Here is a 13,993-nt window from a genome sequence, read left to right as displayed (position 1 = left end):
CAGATTATGGATATTAGAAAGATAAAAAAACTGATTGAGCTGGTCGAAGAATCAGGCATTGCCGAGTTAGAAATCACCGAAGGTGAAGAATCTGTACGTATTCACCGTGGCAGTTCACAAGCAGCAGCGCCTGTTCATTATGCCGCCCCTGCCCCGATGGCTGCACCAGCCGCGCCAGCACCTGCTGCCGCGCCGGCAGAGCCAGAGGCACCGGCAGGCCATACTGTAAAATCTCCAATGGTAGGCACCTTCTACCGCGCGTCTTCACCGACGGCCAAAAATTTCGTGGAAGTAGGTCAGAGCGTTAATGTTGGCGATACCCTGTGTATCGTAGAAGCTATGAAGATGATGAACCAGATCGAGTCTGATAAAGCCGGTGTCGTTAAAGCTATTCTGGTAGAAAACCAGGAAGCAGTAGAATTCGACCAGCCTCTGTTCATCATCGAATAAACGGTAATCTCATGGATAAAGTACTCATAGCTAACCGCGGTGAAATTGCCCTGCGGATCCTGCGAGCGTGCAAAGAGCTTGGGATTAAAACGGTAGCGGTGCACTCCACTGCCGACCGTAATCTTAAACATGTATTGCTTGCTGATGAATCAATTTGTATCGGTAATGCATCCGCTACTGAAAGTTATCTGAACATTCCGCGCATTATTGCGGCGGCGGAAGTCACTAACTCAATCGCCATTCACCCGGGTTATGGCTTCTTAGCCGAAAACGCGGATTTTGCGGATGCGGTAGAAAAAAGCGGCTTTATTTTCATCGGTCCGAAAGCAGATACCATCAACCTGATGGGCGACAAAGTGTCTGCGATTAATGCCATGAAAAAAGCCGGTGTACCTTGTGTACCAGGTTCTGACGGCCCGTTAACCGACGACGAAGAGCGCAATAAAGCCATTGCCAAGCGTATTGGATACCCAATTATTGTTAAAGCTGCCGGTGGCGGTGGTGGTCGTGGTATGCGAGTAGTGCGCAGCGAAGCCGAACTGATTAAATCCATCGAAACTACGCAGGCAGAAGCGGGCGCCGCTTTTGGTAATAGCGTTGTTTATATGGAAAAATTCCTCGAAAACCCACGCCACGTAGAAATTCAGGTACTGGCTGATGGCCAGGGCAATGCGATCCATCTGGGTGAACGTGACTGCTCAATGCAGCGTCGTCACCAGAAAGTGGTAGAAGAAGCGCCGGCACCAGGTATTTCTGAGCAAATGCGCAATAAAATCGGCGATCGTTGCCGCAAAGCCTGTATCGAAATTGGCTATCGCGGTGCCGGTACCTTTGAGTTTCTGTACGAAAACGGCGAATTCTATTTCATTGAAATGAACACCCGTATTCAGGTAGAGCACCCAGTATCAGAGATGATTACTGGCGTTGATTTGGTTAAAGAACAACTGCGTATCGCAGCCGGCCAACCGCTGTCTATCGACCAGTCGCAAATCCAAATTCGTGGCCATGCCATTGAATGTCGGATTAACGCCGAAGATCCTGACTCATTTATCCCAAGCCCGGGTAAAATCGAGATGTTCCACCCGCCAGGTGGTTTAGGTGTACGTTGGGATTCGCATATCTATGCCGGCTATTCTGTGCCACCGTACTATGATTCGATGATTGGCAAGCTTATTACTTACGGTGAAAGCCGGGATGAAGCGATTGCCCGTATGCGCCACGCGCTGGACGAACTGGTGGTTGACGGCATTAAAACCAATATTCCGTTGCAGCAACGCATTATGGCCGACGAAAACTTCTATGCAGGTGGTACTAATATCCACTACCTCGAGAAGAAGTTAGGCCTGAGCTAAGCTGTTTTAGCTCAGCGCAAAATCAGACAAAAGGCATTCTTCGGAATGCCTTTTTTGTTGGTTATTCTATTTTGTCGATTAACTGTATCGTTTTTTTTGATTACTAATATTCACCGACTCCATTTATATTCAACTTTAGATTAGACTTTAGTTTAATTTACGCCAACTGATACGGTATTGACCCATCGTAGTTGTTGGTGACCTTTGTTAAAGGTACTTCTCCACTTGTTAGCCGGCGACTTGCCGGCTTTTTTCTTTTTCCCCCTTATCGATAGCGCTAATATTTACTGGTTGTAAAAGCTATACTTGCGCTACACTGCGTTTTTTAGCTGTGAGTTTTTATCTATCCAATGGCATATCTGAGCACCGGGCTGACCTGCTTTATCGGATGTCTCATCCTCTTTTTCACACCGCCTGGTAAGGCAGCCGAACCGGGTGGTGAACCAATCGATGAACCGGTCGGTGAACCGGCTGGCTTTTATCAGCAAAAACTCGACGTACAGGTTCGCTACGACAATCGTTCAGACCGAAGTAATCGCTCACAATTTCGGCTGCGTTTTTATCCTCAGTTGAATCTCAGTGAGCAATGGAGCCTGCACAGTTTTGTCGTAACAGGCGATGATTTTAGCTCCAGTCACAACACCTTTGGCGATGAAGACAGTGACCAGATTGCGGTCAGGCGTCTTTATCTGCGTCGCACTCATGCACTGGGTAAAACCGAGTTTGGCGTTATTCCTACCTACAAAGGCCGTATCTCGGCCACCGGGATGTCCAAAGACGGCTGGTTTCAGGGGATTCGTCATGTCTACGAGGCAAAGCCGAGCCACAAGCTGGAATTAGTAGCAGGCGCTATTAACAGTACCGATCCGAATAAGGCGCTATCTCTTGCCGATGATTTTAACCTCTTTGAGTTTGAGTACAGCGCTACCATCAATGAACAATTCAGTATGGAATTTGGTGTCGAGCGCATTATTGAAGGTAATTACCTGCGCAGTGAAGTACGTTTTCACCAGTCTGATCAAGTGTGGTTTGCTGAATTTGTCAGGCGCGTTGACGACGCAGAGAACAAACTGGTGCTCGGCCTTGACAGTGAATTTTCCTTCGGTCAGTACCCTGTTGAGATGTATGCCTATTATGCTTATGTCAGTGCTGACTTCGGCCAGCGCGCCGAGCTGACCGAAGACTATCTGGGTACTGGTCACGGTGGTTCGGTAGAACTATCAGGCGCCCTTGCCGTTTTTGACCTGGACTGGTTTTCCAGAATCGATATGGTGGATAGCACCCGGCGGATTCTGCTTGGTATTAAACGTTCCTTCTGATGACCTCAGGAGTGTTGCCTGCCAAATAGCCAGAAAGCAAAACGTTTAGTCATAAACGGCATCAGTACATAAGACATCAATATCATTAGCACCGCCGTAACCAGCAGGGTGCGCAGCAGCAACGGTATTGCCGCAAGCCATGGCCCGAACAGCCAGAAAATCAGGGTAGCGGCCGGGTAGAGCGCCAGCCAGCTGACAATGGTCATTTTATAACGCGGCGGTGGCGTAACCGGATTTTGCGAGGGTAAACTAAACCAGGTCACCAAGCCGGAAACCTTTTCCCGTTCGGTCGGCGAAATCAGCAGTGCTTCGAGCTTTTCCAGCATCTCGGTCCGTTCGGCTGAGCTTTCCCATACCGCCAGGCGGGCCTCATCGGCAAATTTAAAAATCATCCGGTATTCCGGATCTTCAGGGCTCACCGGACGAAACAGGGTAGCGCCCATATAACCGTCGAACTCACTCGCCCGGCGCGACATCTCATCACTTAAGGATTCAAACGCGGTAACGGCTTCAGGTTTTACCCGTCTGGACACAATTACGGTAACGGGCTGCTGGGATGGGGTATTCATAAGGCACCTCTGATGACATAAAACGACTCGTAGTAGTATCAGCGCAGCATAAATAATACCGACTCTCTGAAATGCACTAAATATTATGGTTTACCTAATATTTTCAGAATCTTAAAAAGTTAATTCGGCACTAACTGTGAACCGCCAGAAAGCAGGTTAACTGCCAGAATTGACAGGTTTGATCATTTGATCACTTCAGGTTTGTCGAGTCATTCTCGCTAAGCTTTTTGAGCCGATAGGCCAGTGCCGGGCGGGTAAGGTTAAGTAGCCGGGCCGCTGCCGACACATTATCGTTGGTCATAGCCATGGCCCGGTTTATCAGTTGCTCTTCAATAGAATCCAGGCCGATTTGCTGATTAATCAGCGTATCCACCCAACCGTCAGTGGTTTTTATATTGCTCGGCTTCACCACCTGGCCTTCTGAATACACATGAGTATCGTCGGTATTAACGGCTTCAGGGCCAACACTGGCAAACAGCGATTCCAGTGAAATGGTTTCGTGGTTATCAGTAAGGATAACGCCGCGCTCAATAACGTTCTTAAGCTCACGGATATTGCCTGGCCACGAATAATTTTTAATGAACCGCCAGGACTTATCCGATAAGCCCAGCGTGCGTTTTGAGTAATCGTTATGAAACTTGGCAAGGAAGTGTTCTACCAGCAATGGTAAGTCATCCAATCGATCGCGCAGCGGCGGGATCTGCACCGGAAACACGTTTAAACGGTAAAACAGATCGGCCCGGAATTTACCGTCTTTCACCGCCTGCTCCAGGCTTTCATTAGTAGCGGCAATCACCCTTACATCTACCTTGCGGGTATTAACACCGCCAACCCGCTCAACCTCACTTTCCTGCAGTACCCGAAGCAGCGAAGCTTGCGCCCGCGGCGTGAGCTCTACTACCTCATCAAGGAAAATCGTCCCACCGTCAGCCCGTTCAAAACGCCCGGCACGAGACTGATTGGCGCCGGTGAAAGCGCCCTTTTCTACCCCAAATAGCTCCGCTTCAATAAGCTCCTGCGGAATGGCCGCACAATTAACGGCAACAAACGCTTTTTCGGCGCGGTCGCTGCGTAAATGCACGCTACGGGCGATCACTTCCTTACCAACGCCGGTTTCCCCCAATAGCAGCACCGACACTTTGCTCTGCGCAGCTTTATCGATTTTTTTGCAGGCATTTTTATAGTCCGGAGAATCGCCTATGCCATAATATTGCCCCTGATGACGGGCCAGACTGCTACGCAGCGACTTCACCTGGGATTGCAGGCTGTAAAGCTCTTCAATAATGGGCTCAGCGGTAAAATACCGGGAGAATTCGGCGGCATCTTCCCATTCTCTAGCCGGCTTACCTACTATCAGGCAGCGTTCATCACCACAGCCACGACAGCTTACCTCACGGAAGATAATTTCCTGACCCATAATGGCCGAAGTATAAGCGCAGGCATAGCCGAGTAACGACCAGCATGCCGGTTCATCAATTTGGCCGAGCTCGGTTTGCACAATCTCTACCTCCCAGGAATCCACCCATTCCAGCTCGCCGTAAAAATGACCACTTTCCTTATCGATTTCTATTTTAATCGGACGGTTTTTTACCATTCCGCGCAGTGAATGCAGTTGTGGGCCGGTCCAGAACAGCGCCATATCGTCGCTATCGGGGCGTAACCGCCGGGCCAGTTCCGCATCGCGTAAACCGCCCTGATAACCCAGGCGCATAAAGAAACCCTTGGCTCTTTCCACACCAATACTATTGACCAGTTCGCGCCTGAAGGCGGCCAGGGCAGGGAGCTGCATAAACAAAATCAGCTGTTCACCAAACCAGATCTTGCCTTCGGTGCTCTCAAACTGAATCAGTGAAGTGAGATCCTGGATATCCACATGATTGAGCTTTGCTTCGAATTCAATGGTCATGGTTTTTCCCCTGCTAATTGCTGTTTTACATCGACAAGCCAGCCAGATGTAAAACATATGTAAAACCCTAAATGACAAGAAATCAACTAAATGATCATAATTTTAAGCGCAGCGAAAATCCGATTTAATCAAATAATTAAAAACTAAGAACCAATTTAATCATTTGATTAAATTTCCATGGAATGAATAAGTATTGGGGAGTGGCGATGTGACTTTTCTGCACCTTAGATGCTTTATATAAACTACTCCTCTATCAACAAGTTAACAATAATTTTAAACATTTTATTAACCTGTGGCACAACCGTTGCTCTGGTCATCACACTGCATCAAAAAATTTTTTCTTTGGTGCCGGAGACTTAAGCATCTAAAGCGGAGCAACAGTGCATGTCTGACTATGTGATCACCGAGCAACACAGCCAACAAAGCTTTACCTGTCATCAGGATGAGTTTGTGCTCAAAGCCATGGAGAGTAACGGACTACGCAGTATTGCAGTGGGCTGCCGTGGCGGCGGCTGCGGCGTATGCCGGGTCAAAGTCATATCTGGCAGCTATGAATGCGGTCGTATGAGTAAAGCGCAGGTCTCCACAGAACAACAGCAACAGGGGTACGCATTGGCCTGTCGGCTTAAACCCACCAGCGATTTGCTCATTGAATGCAGCCCTTCACCACTGGCTATCAACGGCATCACCGGGGTAACCAAGGCAAAACAAAAACACACCGAGGTAATAAAATGAGAAAAGGCGTATTACGTCCAGGGCACATACAGTTGCGCGTACTGGATCTTGAAGCATCAATCAAACATTACGTTGAATTGTTAGGCTTACACGAAACTGACCGTGATGAACAAGGCCGGGTATATCTAAAAGCCTGGAGTGAAGTGGATAAGTTCTCGCTGGTACTGCGTGAAGCGGATGAGCCTGGCATGGATTTTATGGCGTTTAAGGTAGTCGATGAAAGCACCCTTGCAAGCCTGACCGCAGACATCGAAGCTTTTGGTCTGGAAGTCACTCACAAAGAAGCCGGCGATTTAAAGGATTGCGGCCGCCGGGTTCAGTTTACCGCGCCTTCCGGCCATGTATTTGAGCTCTACGCAGAGAAAGCCTATACCGGGAAATGGGGCGTTGAGGAGACCAACCCGGAAGCCTGGCCCAGAGCACTTCGCGGTATGAAAGCCGTGCGCTTTGATCACTGCCTGCTGTATGGCGATGAACTGGCCAAAACTTATGATCTGTTTGTGGACGTACTGGGCTTTTATCTGGCCGAACAGGTGCTCGACCCAGACGGCAACCGGATTGCGCAGTTCCTTACGTTGTCGATGAAGGCCCATGACATAGCCTTTATTCAGCATGAAGAAAAGGCCAAGTTTCACCATGCGTCATTCTATCTTGAAACCTGGGAAGACATACTCCGCGCCGCTGACCTTATCAGCATGACCAATACCTCACTGGATATTGGCCCTACGCGACACGGTATCACCCACGGTAAAACCATCTATTTCTTCGATCCGTCGGGCAACCGCAACGAAGTTTTTGCCGGCGGCGATTATATGTACCCCGACCATAACCCCATTACCTGGAAAGCTGAGGATTTAGGCAAAGCCATTTTCTATCACGACCGTGTGCTCAACGAGCGTTTTCTTACGGTTTTAACTTAACTCATCAATACAGGACTCGCTGTGAAAGAAGTTAAACATTATATCAACGGCCAGTATGTTGGCTCTGCCAGTGGCAGGATGTTCGATAACATCAACCCGGCAACGGGTGAGGTGATAAGCCAGGTGCATGAAGCCGGGGAAGCGGAAGTGGATGCGGCGGTGAAAGCCGCGCGCGCCGCTCTGAAAGGCCCCTGGAGTAAAATGACTATCGACCAGCGCAGCAAAATTCTGCATGCCGTGGCCGACGGTATTAACGCCCGCTTCGACGAATTTTTAGAAGCGGAATGTGCCGATACGGGTAAACCCAAATCGTTGGCCAGTCACATCGATATCCCGCGTGGTGCAGCCAACTTTAAAGTGTTTGCCGACATGGTAAAAAATGTCGCTACTGAAGCGTTTGAAATGGCCACGCCCGACGGCACCGGCGCGCTCAATTATGCGGTGCGCCGCCCTAAAGGGGTGATTGGTGTTATCAGTCCGTGGAACCTGCCACTACTGCTGATGACCTGGAAAGTTGGTCCGGCTCTGGCCTGCGGCAACACGGTGGTGGTTAAGCCTTCCGAAGAAACGCCTACCACCACTGCATTGCTTGGCGAAGTGATGAAAGACGCAGGCGTACCCGATGGTGTTTTTAACGTGGTGCAAGGATACGGCGGCGATTCTGCCGGCGCTTTCCTGACCGCTCATCCGGATGTCGATGGCTACACCTTTACCGGCGAGACCCGTACCGGCGAACTGATTATGCAGAACGCCGCCAAAGGCGTGCGCGACATTTCACTGGAGTTAGGCGGCAAAAACGCCGGTATCGTGTTTGCCGACTGTGACATGGATAAAGCCATTGAAGGCACCATGCGCTCAGCCTTTGCTAACTGTGGCCAGGTTTGTCTGGGCACAGAGCGAGTATATGTCGAGCGCTCAATCTTCGATGAGTTTGTTAGTCGCTTAAAAGTCGAGGCCGAAAAACTGGTCATCGGCCCGCCGGATGACGCTGCGGCTAACCTTGGCCCGTTAATCAGCCAAAAGCAGCGCGACAAAGTGCTTTCTTACTACCAGCAAGCGGTTAACGATGGTGCAACGGTGGTTACCGGTGGCGGCATACCGGATATGCCTGACGCGCTGAAAAACGGCAGCTGGATCCAGCCAACCATCTGGACCGGTTTAAGTGACGACTCCGCTGTCATCAACGAAGAGATTTTTGGCCCCTGCTGCCATATTCAGCCCTTCGATAGCGAAGAAGAAGCCATTGCACAGGCCAACCGCCTGCCCTATGGCCTGGCCAGCGCTATCTGGACCGAAAACCTGAGCCGCGCGGCGCGGGTTGCTGGCCAGGTGGAAGCGGGAATCGTCTGGGTTAACAGTTGGTTCTTACGTGATCTGCGTACTGCCTTTGGTGGCAGTAAGCAGTCTGGCATTGGTCGTGAAGGTGGTGAGCACTCACTTGAGTTTTATACCGAACTCAAAAACATCTGTCTGAAGTTGTAGGAACGAAGATGAAAGCACCCGACAGTAACACCAGAGCGGAGACAGGCCAGACTATTCAGGCCGCTGGCTGGCAAACTAATCTTCATGATAAGGGAGATGGTTTTCCGGTCATGCTGATTCATGGCTCCGGCCCCGGCGTCACCGCCTGGGCCAACTGGCGTCTTACCATTCCTGAACTTGCCAAAGAGCGCCGGGTAATCGCCCCGGACATGCTCGGCTTTGGCTACAGCGAACGTCCGCAAGACCAGCACTACAGTAAACTACGCTGGGTTGAACATGCCATTGGTGTGCTAGACGCGCTGGACATCGAGCAGGCTGACATCATTGGTAACTCGTTTGGCGGCGGGCTGGCTTTAGCACTGGCTATCGCGCACCCAAAGCGGGTGCGCCGCATCGTACTTATGGGCAGTGCCGGCGCAAGTTTCCCGTTAACACCCGGTCTTGATGCTGTGTGGGGATACGAGCCGTCGCTGGAAAATATGCGCAAGCTGCTCAACATCTTTGCTTTTGATCGCTCAAGGGTCACTGATGAGCTAGCGCAATTACGCTATGACGCAAGTATTCAGCCCGGCGTTCAGGAGGCTTTTTCCGCCATGTTTCCGGCCCCGCGCCAACGCTGGATAGAAATGCTGGCAAGCCCCTTAGGGGCGCTGGGCAGCCTGCCTCACCCAACGCTTCTGGTGCATGGTCGCGATGACCAGGTGATCCCTCTGGCCGCCTCACAAACTCTGCTGGAACTGCTGCCTGACGCCCAGTTGCACGTGTTCAACAAATGCGGTCACTGGACCCAGATTGAACAGGCCGACCGTTTTGTGCAACTGGTTACTAATTTTCTAAATGAGGCGAATATCGCCTCCCAAACCGGAACCTGATTTATGGACGCAAAGTTAATCAAACAGTATGGCGATGAACTTTACCACGCCATGCAAAGCAAACAGGCCGTCGCACCGCTGACTGCCCGGGAAAGTGATATCAGTATTGAAGATGCTTATCACATTTCTCTGCAAATGCTTAATAGGCGCATCGATGCCGGGGCCAAAGTGATAGGTAAAAAAATCGGTGTAACCAGCAAAGCCGTGCAAAGCATGCTCAATGTTCACCAGCCCGATTTTGGTTATCTCACCGACGATATGGTGTTTAACCAGGGTGAAGTGATGCCCATCAGCGAACGGCTTATCGCGCCCAAAGCAGAAGGGGAAATTGCCTTTATTCTCAAAAAAGACCTGATGGGGCCAGGCATCTCCAATGCCGATGTACTGGCCGCCACCGAGTGCGTGATCCCCTGCTTTGAAGTAGTCGACTCCCGTATTGAGAACTGGCAAATCGCTATTCAGGACACCATTGCCGACAACGCTTCGTGTGGCCTGTTTGCACTCGGCGATAAAGCGGTTTCTCCGCACAAAGTCGATCTGGTGACCTGCGGTATGGTGGTTGAAAAGAACGGCAAAATCCTTTCCACCGGTGCCGGTGCTGCAGCGCTGGGCTCACCGGTGAATTGCGTAACCTGGCTGGCCAATACGCTTGGCGAATTCGGCATAGGGCTTAAAGCAGGTGAAGTCATTTTATCGGGCTCACTGGTGCCGCTTGAGCCGGTCAAAGCCGGAGACTTTATGCGTGTTGAAATTGGCGGCATTGGCTCAGCCAGTGTGTATTTTACCTGACAGGAGCAACCGGTATGAGTAACAAAATTAATGTTGCCATAATTGGCTCAGGCAATATTGGCACCGACCTGATGATCAAAGTGCTGCGCACCTCTTCAATTCTGAACATGAGTGTGATGGTAGGCATCGACCCGGCTTCTGACGGTCTGGCTCGCGCACAACGCATGGGCGTAGCAACTACCCACGAGGGGGTGGACGGGCTGATTGCCATGGTAGAATTTAGCGATATAGACATTGTTTTTGATGCCACTTCAGCCAATGCGCACATAGTTAATGATAAGAAACTAAAAACCGCCAAACCGGGGATTCGTTTGGTGGATTTAACCCCGGCAGCCATTGGCCCCTATTGCGTGCCAGTGGTTAACCTGGAAGATCACATCGAGCAACCTAACGTGAATATGGTCACCTGTGGCGGCCAGGCCACCATTCCTATGGTTGCCGCGGTGAAGCAGGTTGCCAGGGTGCATTGCGCCGAAATTGTGGCCAGCGTATCAAGCAAATCCGCAGGTCCTGGCACCCGGGCGAATATTGACGAATTTACCCAAACTACCGCCCGCGCTATTGAGCAAGTGGGCGGTGCCGAAAAGGGCAAAGCCATCATTATTCTTAATCCGGCCGAGCCACCCATGATCATGCGCGATACGGTGTATGTGCTTTCTGAACAGGTCGACAAAGCCAAAGTCGCCGCGTCGGTAGAAAAAATGGCTAAAGCGGTACAAAGCTATGTACCGGGATATCGGCTTAAACAAAAAGTACAGTTTGACGATATTCCTGCCGACGAACCGTTGCATATCCCCGGACTGGGTAATTTCAGCGGCCTGAAAACGTCCGTATTTCTGGAAGTTGAAGGCGCGGCGCATTACCTGCCGGCCTATGCCGGTAACCTCGACATTATGACCTCAGCGGCCATGGCCACCGCCGAACGCATGGCCAAAACAATGTTAACAGGAGGCGCATAGTATGAGCTTTAATCCTGGTAAAAAACTGTATATCTCTGATGTGACCTTACGCGACGGCAGCCATGCCATTCGTCATCAGTACTCTATTCAGAATGTGCAGGATATCGCCCGCGCCCTGGATGCGGCCAAGGTAGACAGTATTGAAGTTGCCCACGGTGACGGGCTGCAGGGCTCCAGCTTTAACTACGGTTTTGGCGCCCATACCGACCTGGCCTGGATAGAAGCGGCTGCCGATGTCCTTACCCATACTCAGATTGCAACCTTACTTCTGCCCGGCATTGGCACTATTGAGGATCTCGACGACGCTTATGCTGCTGGCGCGCGGATTGTACGGGTGGCAACCCACTGCACTGAAGCCGATGTGTCTAAACAGCATATTGAACATGCCCGCAAGTTGGGTATGGATACCGTAGGCTTTTTAATGATGAGCCATATGCAAACACCCGTTGGGCTGGCTGAGCAGGCAAAGCTGATGGAATCCTACGGGGCAACCTGTATTTATGTGGTGGACTCCGGCGGCGCTATGGGCATGCAGGATATTCGTGACCGTTTTCGCGCAGTTAAGGATGTGCTCGATCCGGCTACTGAGACCGGCATTCATGCTCACCACAACCTGAGTTTAGGCGTAGCTAATTCTATCGTAGCCGTAGAAGAAGGCTGCGACCGCATAGATGCCAGTCTGGCCGGCATGGGAGCAGGCGCGGGCAATGCCCCCCTTGAAGTATTTATTGCGAATGCCGACAAACTGGGCTGGGAACATGGAACCGACCTTTATGCACTGATGGATGCGGCCGACGATATCGTTCGCCCTTTGCAGGACCGTCCGGTACGGGTAGACCGCGAAACCCTGGCGCTCGGTTATGCTGGCGTGTATTCGAGCTTTTTACGCCACTCAGAAGTGGCAGCACAAAAATACGGCTTGAAAACCGTGGATATCTTAGTCGAGCTTGGTCGCCGCCGTATGGTGGGTGGTCAGGAAGACATGATTGTAGACGTTGCCCTGGATTTACTGGCACAACAGGAAGGAGGTGCTAAGTGAGCACTCGCACATTAACAAAAGATCAGATGCTTTCTCTGGCAGAGCACATTGAAAATGCCGAATTAAACGTTCATGACATCACCAAGGTCACCAACGACTTTCCCGACATGACCTTCGACGACGCCTATGATATTCAGTGGGAAATTCGCCGTCGCAAAGAAGCCCGCGGCAATAAAGTGGTTGGCATGAAAATGGGCCTCACCTCCTGGGCTAAGATGGCCCAGATGGGCGTAGAAACGCCGGTTTATGGCTTTTTGGCCGACTATTTCTCGGTGCCCGATGGCGGTGACATTGATACCTCTGAGCTTATTCATCCTAAAATTGAAGCGGAAGTGGCCTTTGTAACCAAAGCACCGCTTAAAGGACCCGGTTGTCACATTGGTGATGTGCTGGCGGCCACTGATTTTATTATTCCGGCAGTAGAGGTGATTGACTCGCGCTACGAGAATTTTAAGTTTGATCTTATCAGCGTGGTAGCCGATAACGCCTCATCCACCCGGTTTATTACCGGTGGTCGCATGGCAAAGGTAGAGGATGTGGATCTTAAAACCCTTGGCGTAGTAATGGAAATTAACGGTGAGGTGGTTGAACTCGGCGCCGGTGCAGCAGTGCTTGGCCATCCGGCCTCAAGCGTTGCCATGCTGGCTAATATGCTGGGTGAGCGCGGCGAAGAGATTCCTGCGGGTACGTTTATTATGACCGGCGGTATCACCGCAGCTGTGGCCGTTAAAAAAGGGGATAACATCACGGTGCGTTATCAGGATCTGGGTTCTGTATCAGCGAAGTTTGTTTAGGAGATCACTATGCCTATTGCACATCTGGAAATCCTGGAGGGTCGCACTGCAGAGCAGCGAGCAAAACTGATCAGCGAGGTGACGGATGCGATCTCACGTTCTATCGATGCCCCAAAAGAAAGGGTAAGAGTGATCATCACAGAAATTCCCAAGGCAAACTGGGGGATTGGCGGCGTGCCTGCCAGTGAGGTCAGATAAATCTGCCTGAGTAAAAAACAAAAGCCTCGCGAGTTATCGAGGGGCTTTTTTGCCAGCAAACCATGTTAGTTTGCGCGGCTGATCAGAGTACCAGTGTAATCGCCAGCGGTAATGTAACGATTAATTTTCGCTACGTTTTCACCATACTGCTCAACAAACTCAACAATAGGCAGTTGGTTACACGTAACGCTGTCTTCGACGAAACCGCGGGTTAAGCCAGAATCTCTAATCGCTTTGTGTAGATTCATTTTGTTACCGTTTGCGGCGATTACACAAATTTCTGACGTAATTGCATCATCTGCTGCTTCAAACTGTGTGTTTGCCTGAGCTGTAGCCATTGCACCGAAAGCTAAGCCTGCAACCATTACTACTTTAGTGAAAGTTTTCATCGTTTTTTCCTTTTTACTATTTACGGGAGAGAGTTACTTAAGCTAGAGCAACGACGATGCCAACTTTTTAAACCTATAAATTACAGTAACTTAAACATACCCCAAACAATGAGACAATCTATTCACAAATACTAAAAACCACAATTTAGTTAATTTGACTAAAATTTAGCATTTAGAAATAGTGAGGAAACCAGAAGATGTGAATCAGTGATACGAGCAA

The 13,993-nt window shown here is 50.4% G+C and carries 15 protein-coding genes; 12 read left to right on the top strand and 3 right to left on the bottom strand.

Annotation, left to right across the window (positions count from 1 at the left end; translation table 11 throughout):
- Positions 1 to 6 precede the first annotated feature (6 nt).
- The 3 genes from accB (at position 7) to C6Y40_RS02020 (ending at position 3,121) form a co-directional block, all read left to right on the top strand.
- Complete coding sequence (gene accB / locus C6Y40_RS02030; RefSeq protein WP_105933097.1) at positions 7 to 450, top strand: acetyl-CoA carboxylase biotin carboxyl carrier protein; 444 nt, start codon at positions 7 to 9, stop codon at positions 448 to 450.
- A gap of 11 nt (positions 451 to 461) precedes the next feature.
- On the top strand, positions 462 to 1,802 hold the full coding sequence (gene accC, locus C6Y40_RS02025; protein WP_105933096.1) for an acetyl-CoA carboxylase biotin carboxylase subunit: 1,341 nt from the start codon (positions 462 to 464) through the stop codon (positions 1,800 to 1,802).
- A gap of 350 nt (positions 1,803 to 2,152) precedes the next feature.
- Positions 2,153 to 3,121, top strand: coding sequence for a hypothetical protein (locus tag C6Y40_RS02020; protein ID WP_105933095.1), 969 nt, complete (start codon positions 2,153 to 2,155; stop codon positions 3,119 to 3,121).
- 5 nt (positions 3,122 to 3,126) lie between these two features.
- Here C6Y40_RS02020 and C6Y40_RS02015 read toward each other — a convergent pair whose 3' ends face one another.
- A complete protein-coding gene (locus C6Y40_RS02015) occupies positions 3,127 to 3,690 on the bottom strand; it encodes an antibiotic biosynthesis monooxygenase (RefSeq protein ID WP_105933094.1) in 564 nt (187 codons plus the stop codon).
- A 190-nt stretch (positions 3,691 to 3,880) separates the two neighbouring features.
- Positions 3,881 to 5,596 carry a sigma-54-dependent Fis family transcriptional regulator gene (locus C6Y40_RS02010; protein ID WP_105933093.1) on the bottom strand — a complete coding sequence of 572 codons (1,716 nt, stop codon included), beginning with the start codon at positions 5,594 to 5,596 and terminating at the stop codon, positions 3,881 to 3,883.
- Between the two features lie 384 nt (positions 5,597 to 5,980).
- Between C6Y40_RS02010 and C6Y40_RS02005 the strand changes: the two genes are divergently transcribed.
- Genes C6Y40_RS02005 through C6Y40_RS01965 form a run of 9 tightly spaced genes read left to right on the top strand, consistent with a single transcriptional unit; the run spans position 5,981 to position 13,384 of the window.
- Entirely contained in the window at positions 5,981 to 6,331 is a 351-nt protein-coding gene (locus C6Y40_RS02005; protein WP_105933092.1) for a 2Fe-2S iron-sulfur cluster-binding protein, read from the top strand.
- Positions 6,328 to 7,251, top strand: a complete 924-nt coding sequence (locus C6Y40_RS02000; RefSeq protein ID WP_105933091.1) for a catechol 2,3-dioxygenase — start codon at positions 6,328 to 6,330, stop codon at positions 7,249 to 7,251. Before C6Y40_RS02005 ends, C6Y40_RS02000 begins: the two co-directional genes overlap by 4 nt.
- A gap of 21 nt (positions 7,252 to 7,272) precedes the next feature.
- Entirely contained in the window at positions 7,273 to 8,733 is a 1,461-nt protein-coding gene (locus C6Y40_RS01995) for a 2-hydroxymuconic semialdehyde dehydrogenase (protein WP_105933090.1), read from the top strand.
- Positions 8,734 to 8,741: 8 nt separating this feature from the next.
- Positions 8,742 to 9,605, top strand: coding sequence for an alpha/beta fold hydrolase (locus tag C6Y40_RS01990; protein ID WP_105933089.1), 864 nt, complete (start codon positions 8,742 to 8,744; stop codon positions 9,603 to 9,605).
- A 3-nt stretch (positions 9,606 to 9,608) separates the two neighbouring features.
- Positions 9,609 to 10,394, top strand: a complete 786-nt coding sequence (gene dmpE / locus C6Y40_RS01985) for a 2-oxopent-4-enoate hydratase (RefSeq protein WP_105933088.1) — start codon at positions 9,609 to 9,611, stop codon at positions 10,392 to 10,394.
- Positions 10,395 to 10,408: 14 nt separating this feature from the next.
- The gene (locus C6Y40_RS01980; protein WP_105933087.1) at positions 10,409 to 11,353 is read left to right on the top strand and encodes an acetaldehyde dehydrogenase (acetylating); all 945 of its coding nucleotides are present in this window, start codon (positions 10,409 to 10,411) and stop codon (positions 11,351 to 11,353) included.
- Position 11,354: 1 nt separating this feature from the next.
- Positions 11,355 to 12,392, top strand: a complete 1,038-nt coding sequence (gene dmpG / locus C6Y40_RS01975; RefSeq protein WP_105933086.1) for a 4-hydroxy-2-oxovalerate aldolase — start codon at positions 11,355 to 11,357, stop codon at positions 12,390 to 12,392.
- Positions 12,389 to 13,186: a 2-oxo-3-hexenedioate decarboxylase gene (gene dmpH / locus C6Y40_RS01970; RefSeq protein ID WP_240621819.1), complete on the top strand. Its 798-nt coding sequence runs from the start codon at positions 12,389 to 12,391 to the stop codon at positions 13,184 to 13,186. The genes dmpG and dmpH overlap by 4 nt, the downstream gene beginning before the upstream one ends.
- Before the next feature lie 9 nt (positions 13,187 to 13,195).
- A complete protein-coding gene (locus C6Y40_RS01965; RefSeq protein WP_105933085.1) occupies positions 13,196 to 13,384 on the top strand; it encodes a 4-oxalocrotonate tautomerase in 189 nt (62 codons plus the stop codon).
- 65 nt (positions 13,385 to 13,449) lie between these two features.
- Here C6Y40_RS01965 and C6Y40_RS01960 read toward each other — a convergent pair whose 3' ends face one another.
- Entirely contained in the window at positions 13,450 to 13,773 is a 324-nt protein-coding gene (locus C6Y40_RS01960; RefSeq protein ID WP_105933084.1) for a DUF3718 domain-containing protein, read from the bottom strand.
- Positions 13,774 to 13,993: the final 220 nt, after the last annotated feature.

The organism is Marisediminitalea alba, assembly GCF_002993365.1.
In the GTDB taxonomy this organism is placed as follows: Bacteria; Pseudomonadota; Gammaproteobacteria; order Enterobacterales; family Alteromonadaceae; genus Alteromonas; species Alteromonas alba.
Note: the sequence above shows the minus strand (reverse complement) of the source record. Positions and strands in the feature narration are given on the sequence as shown.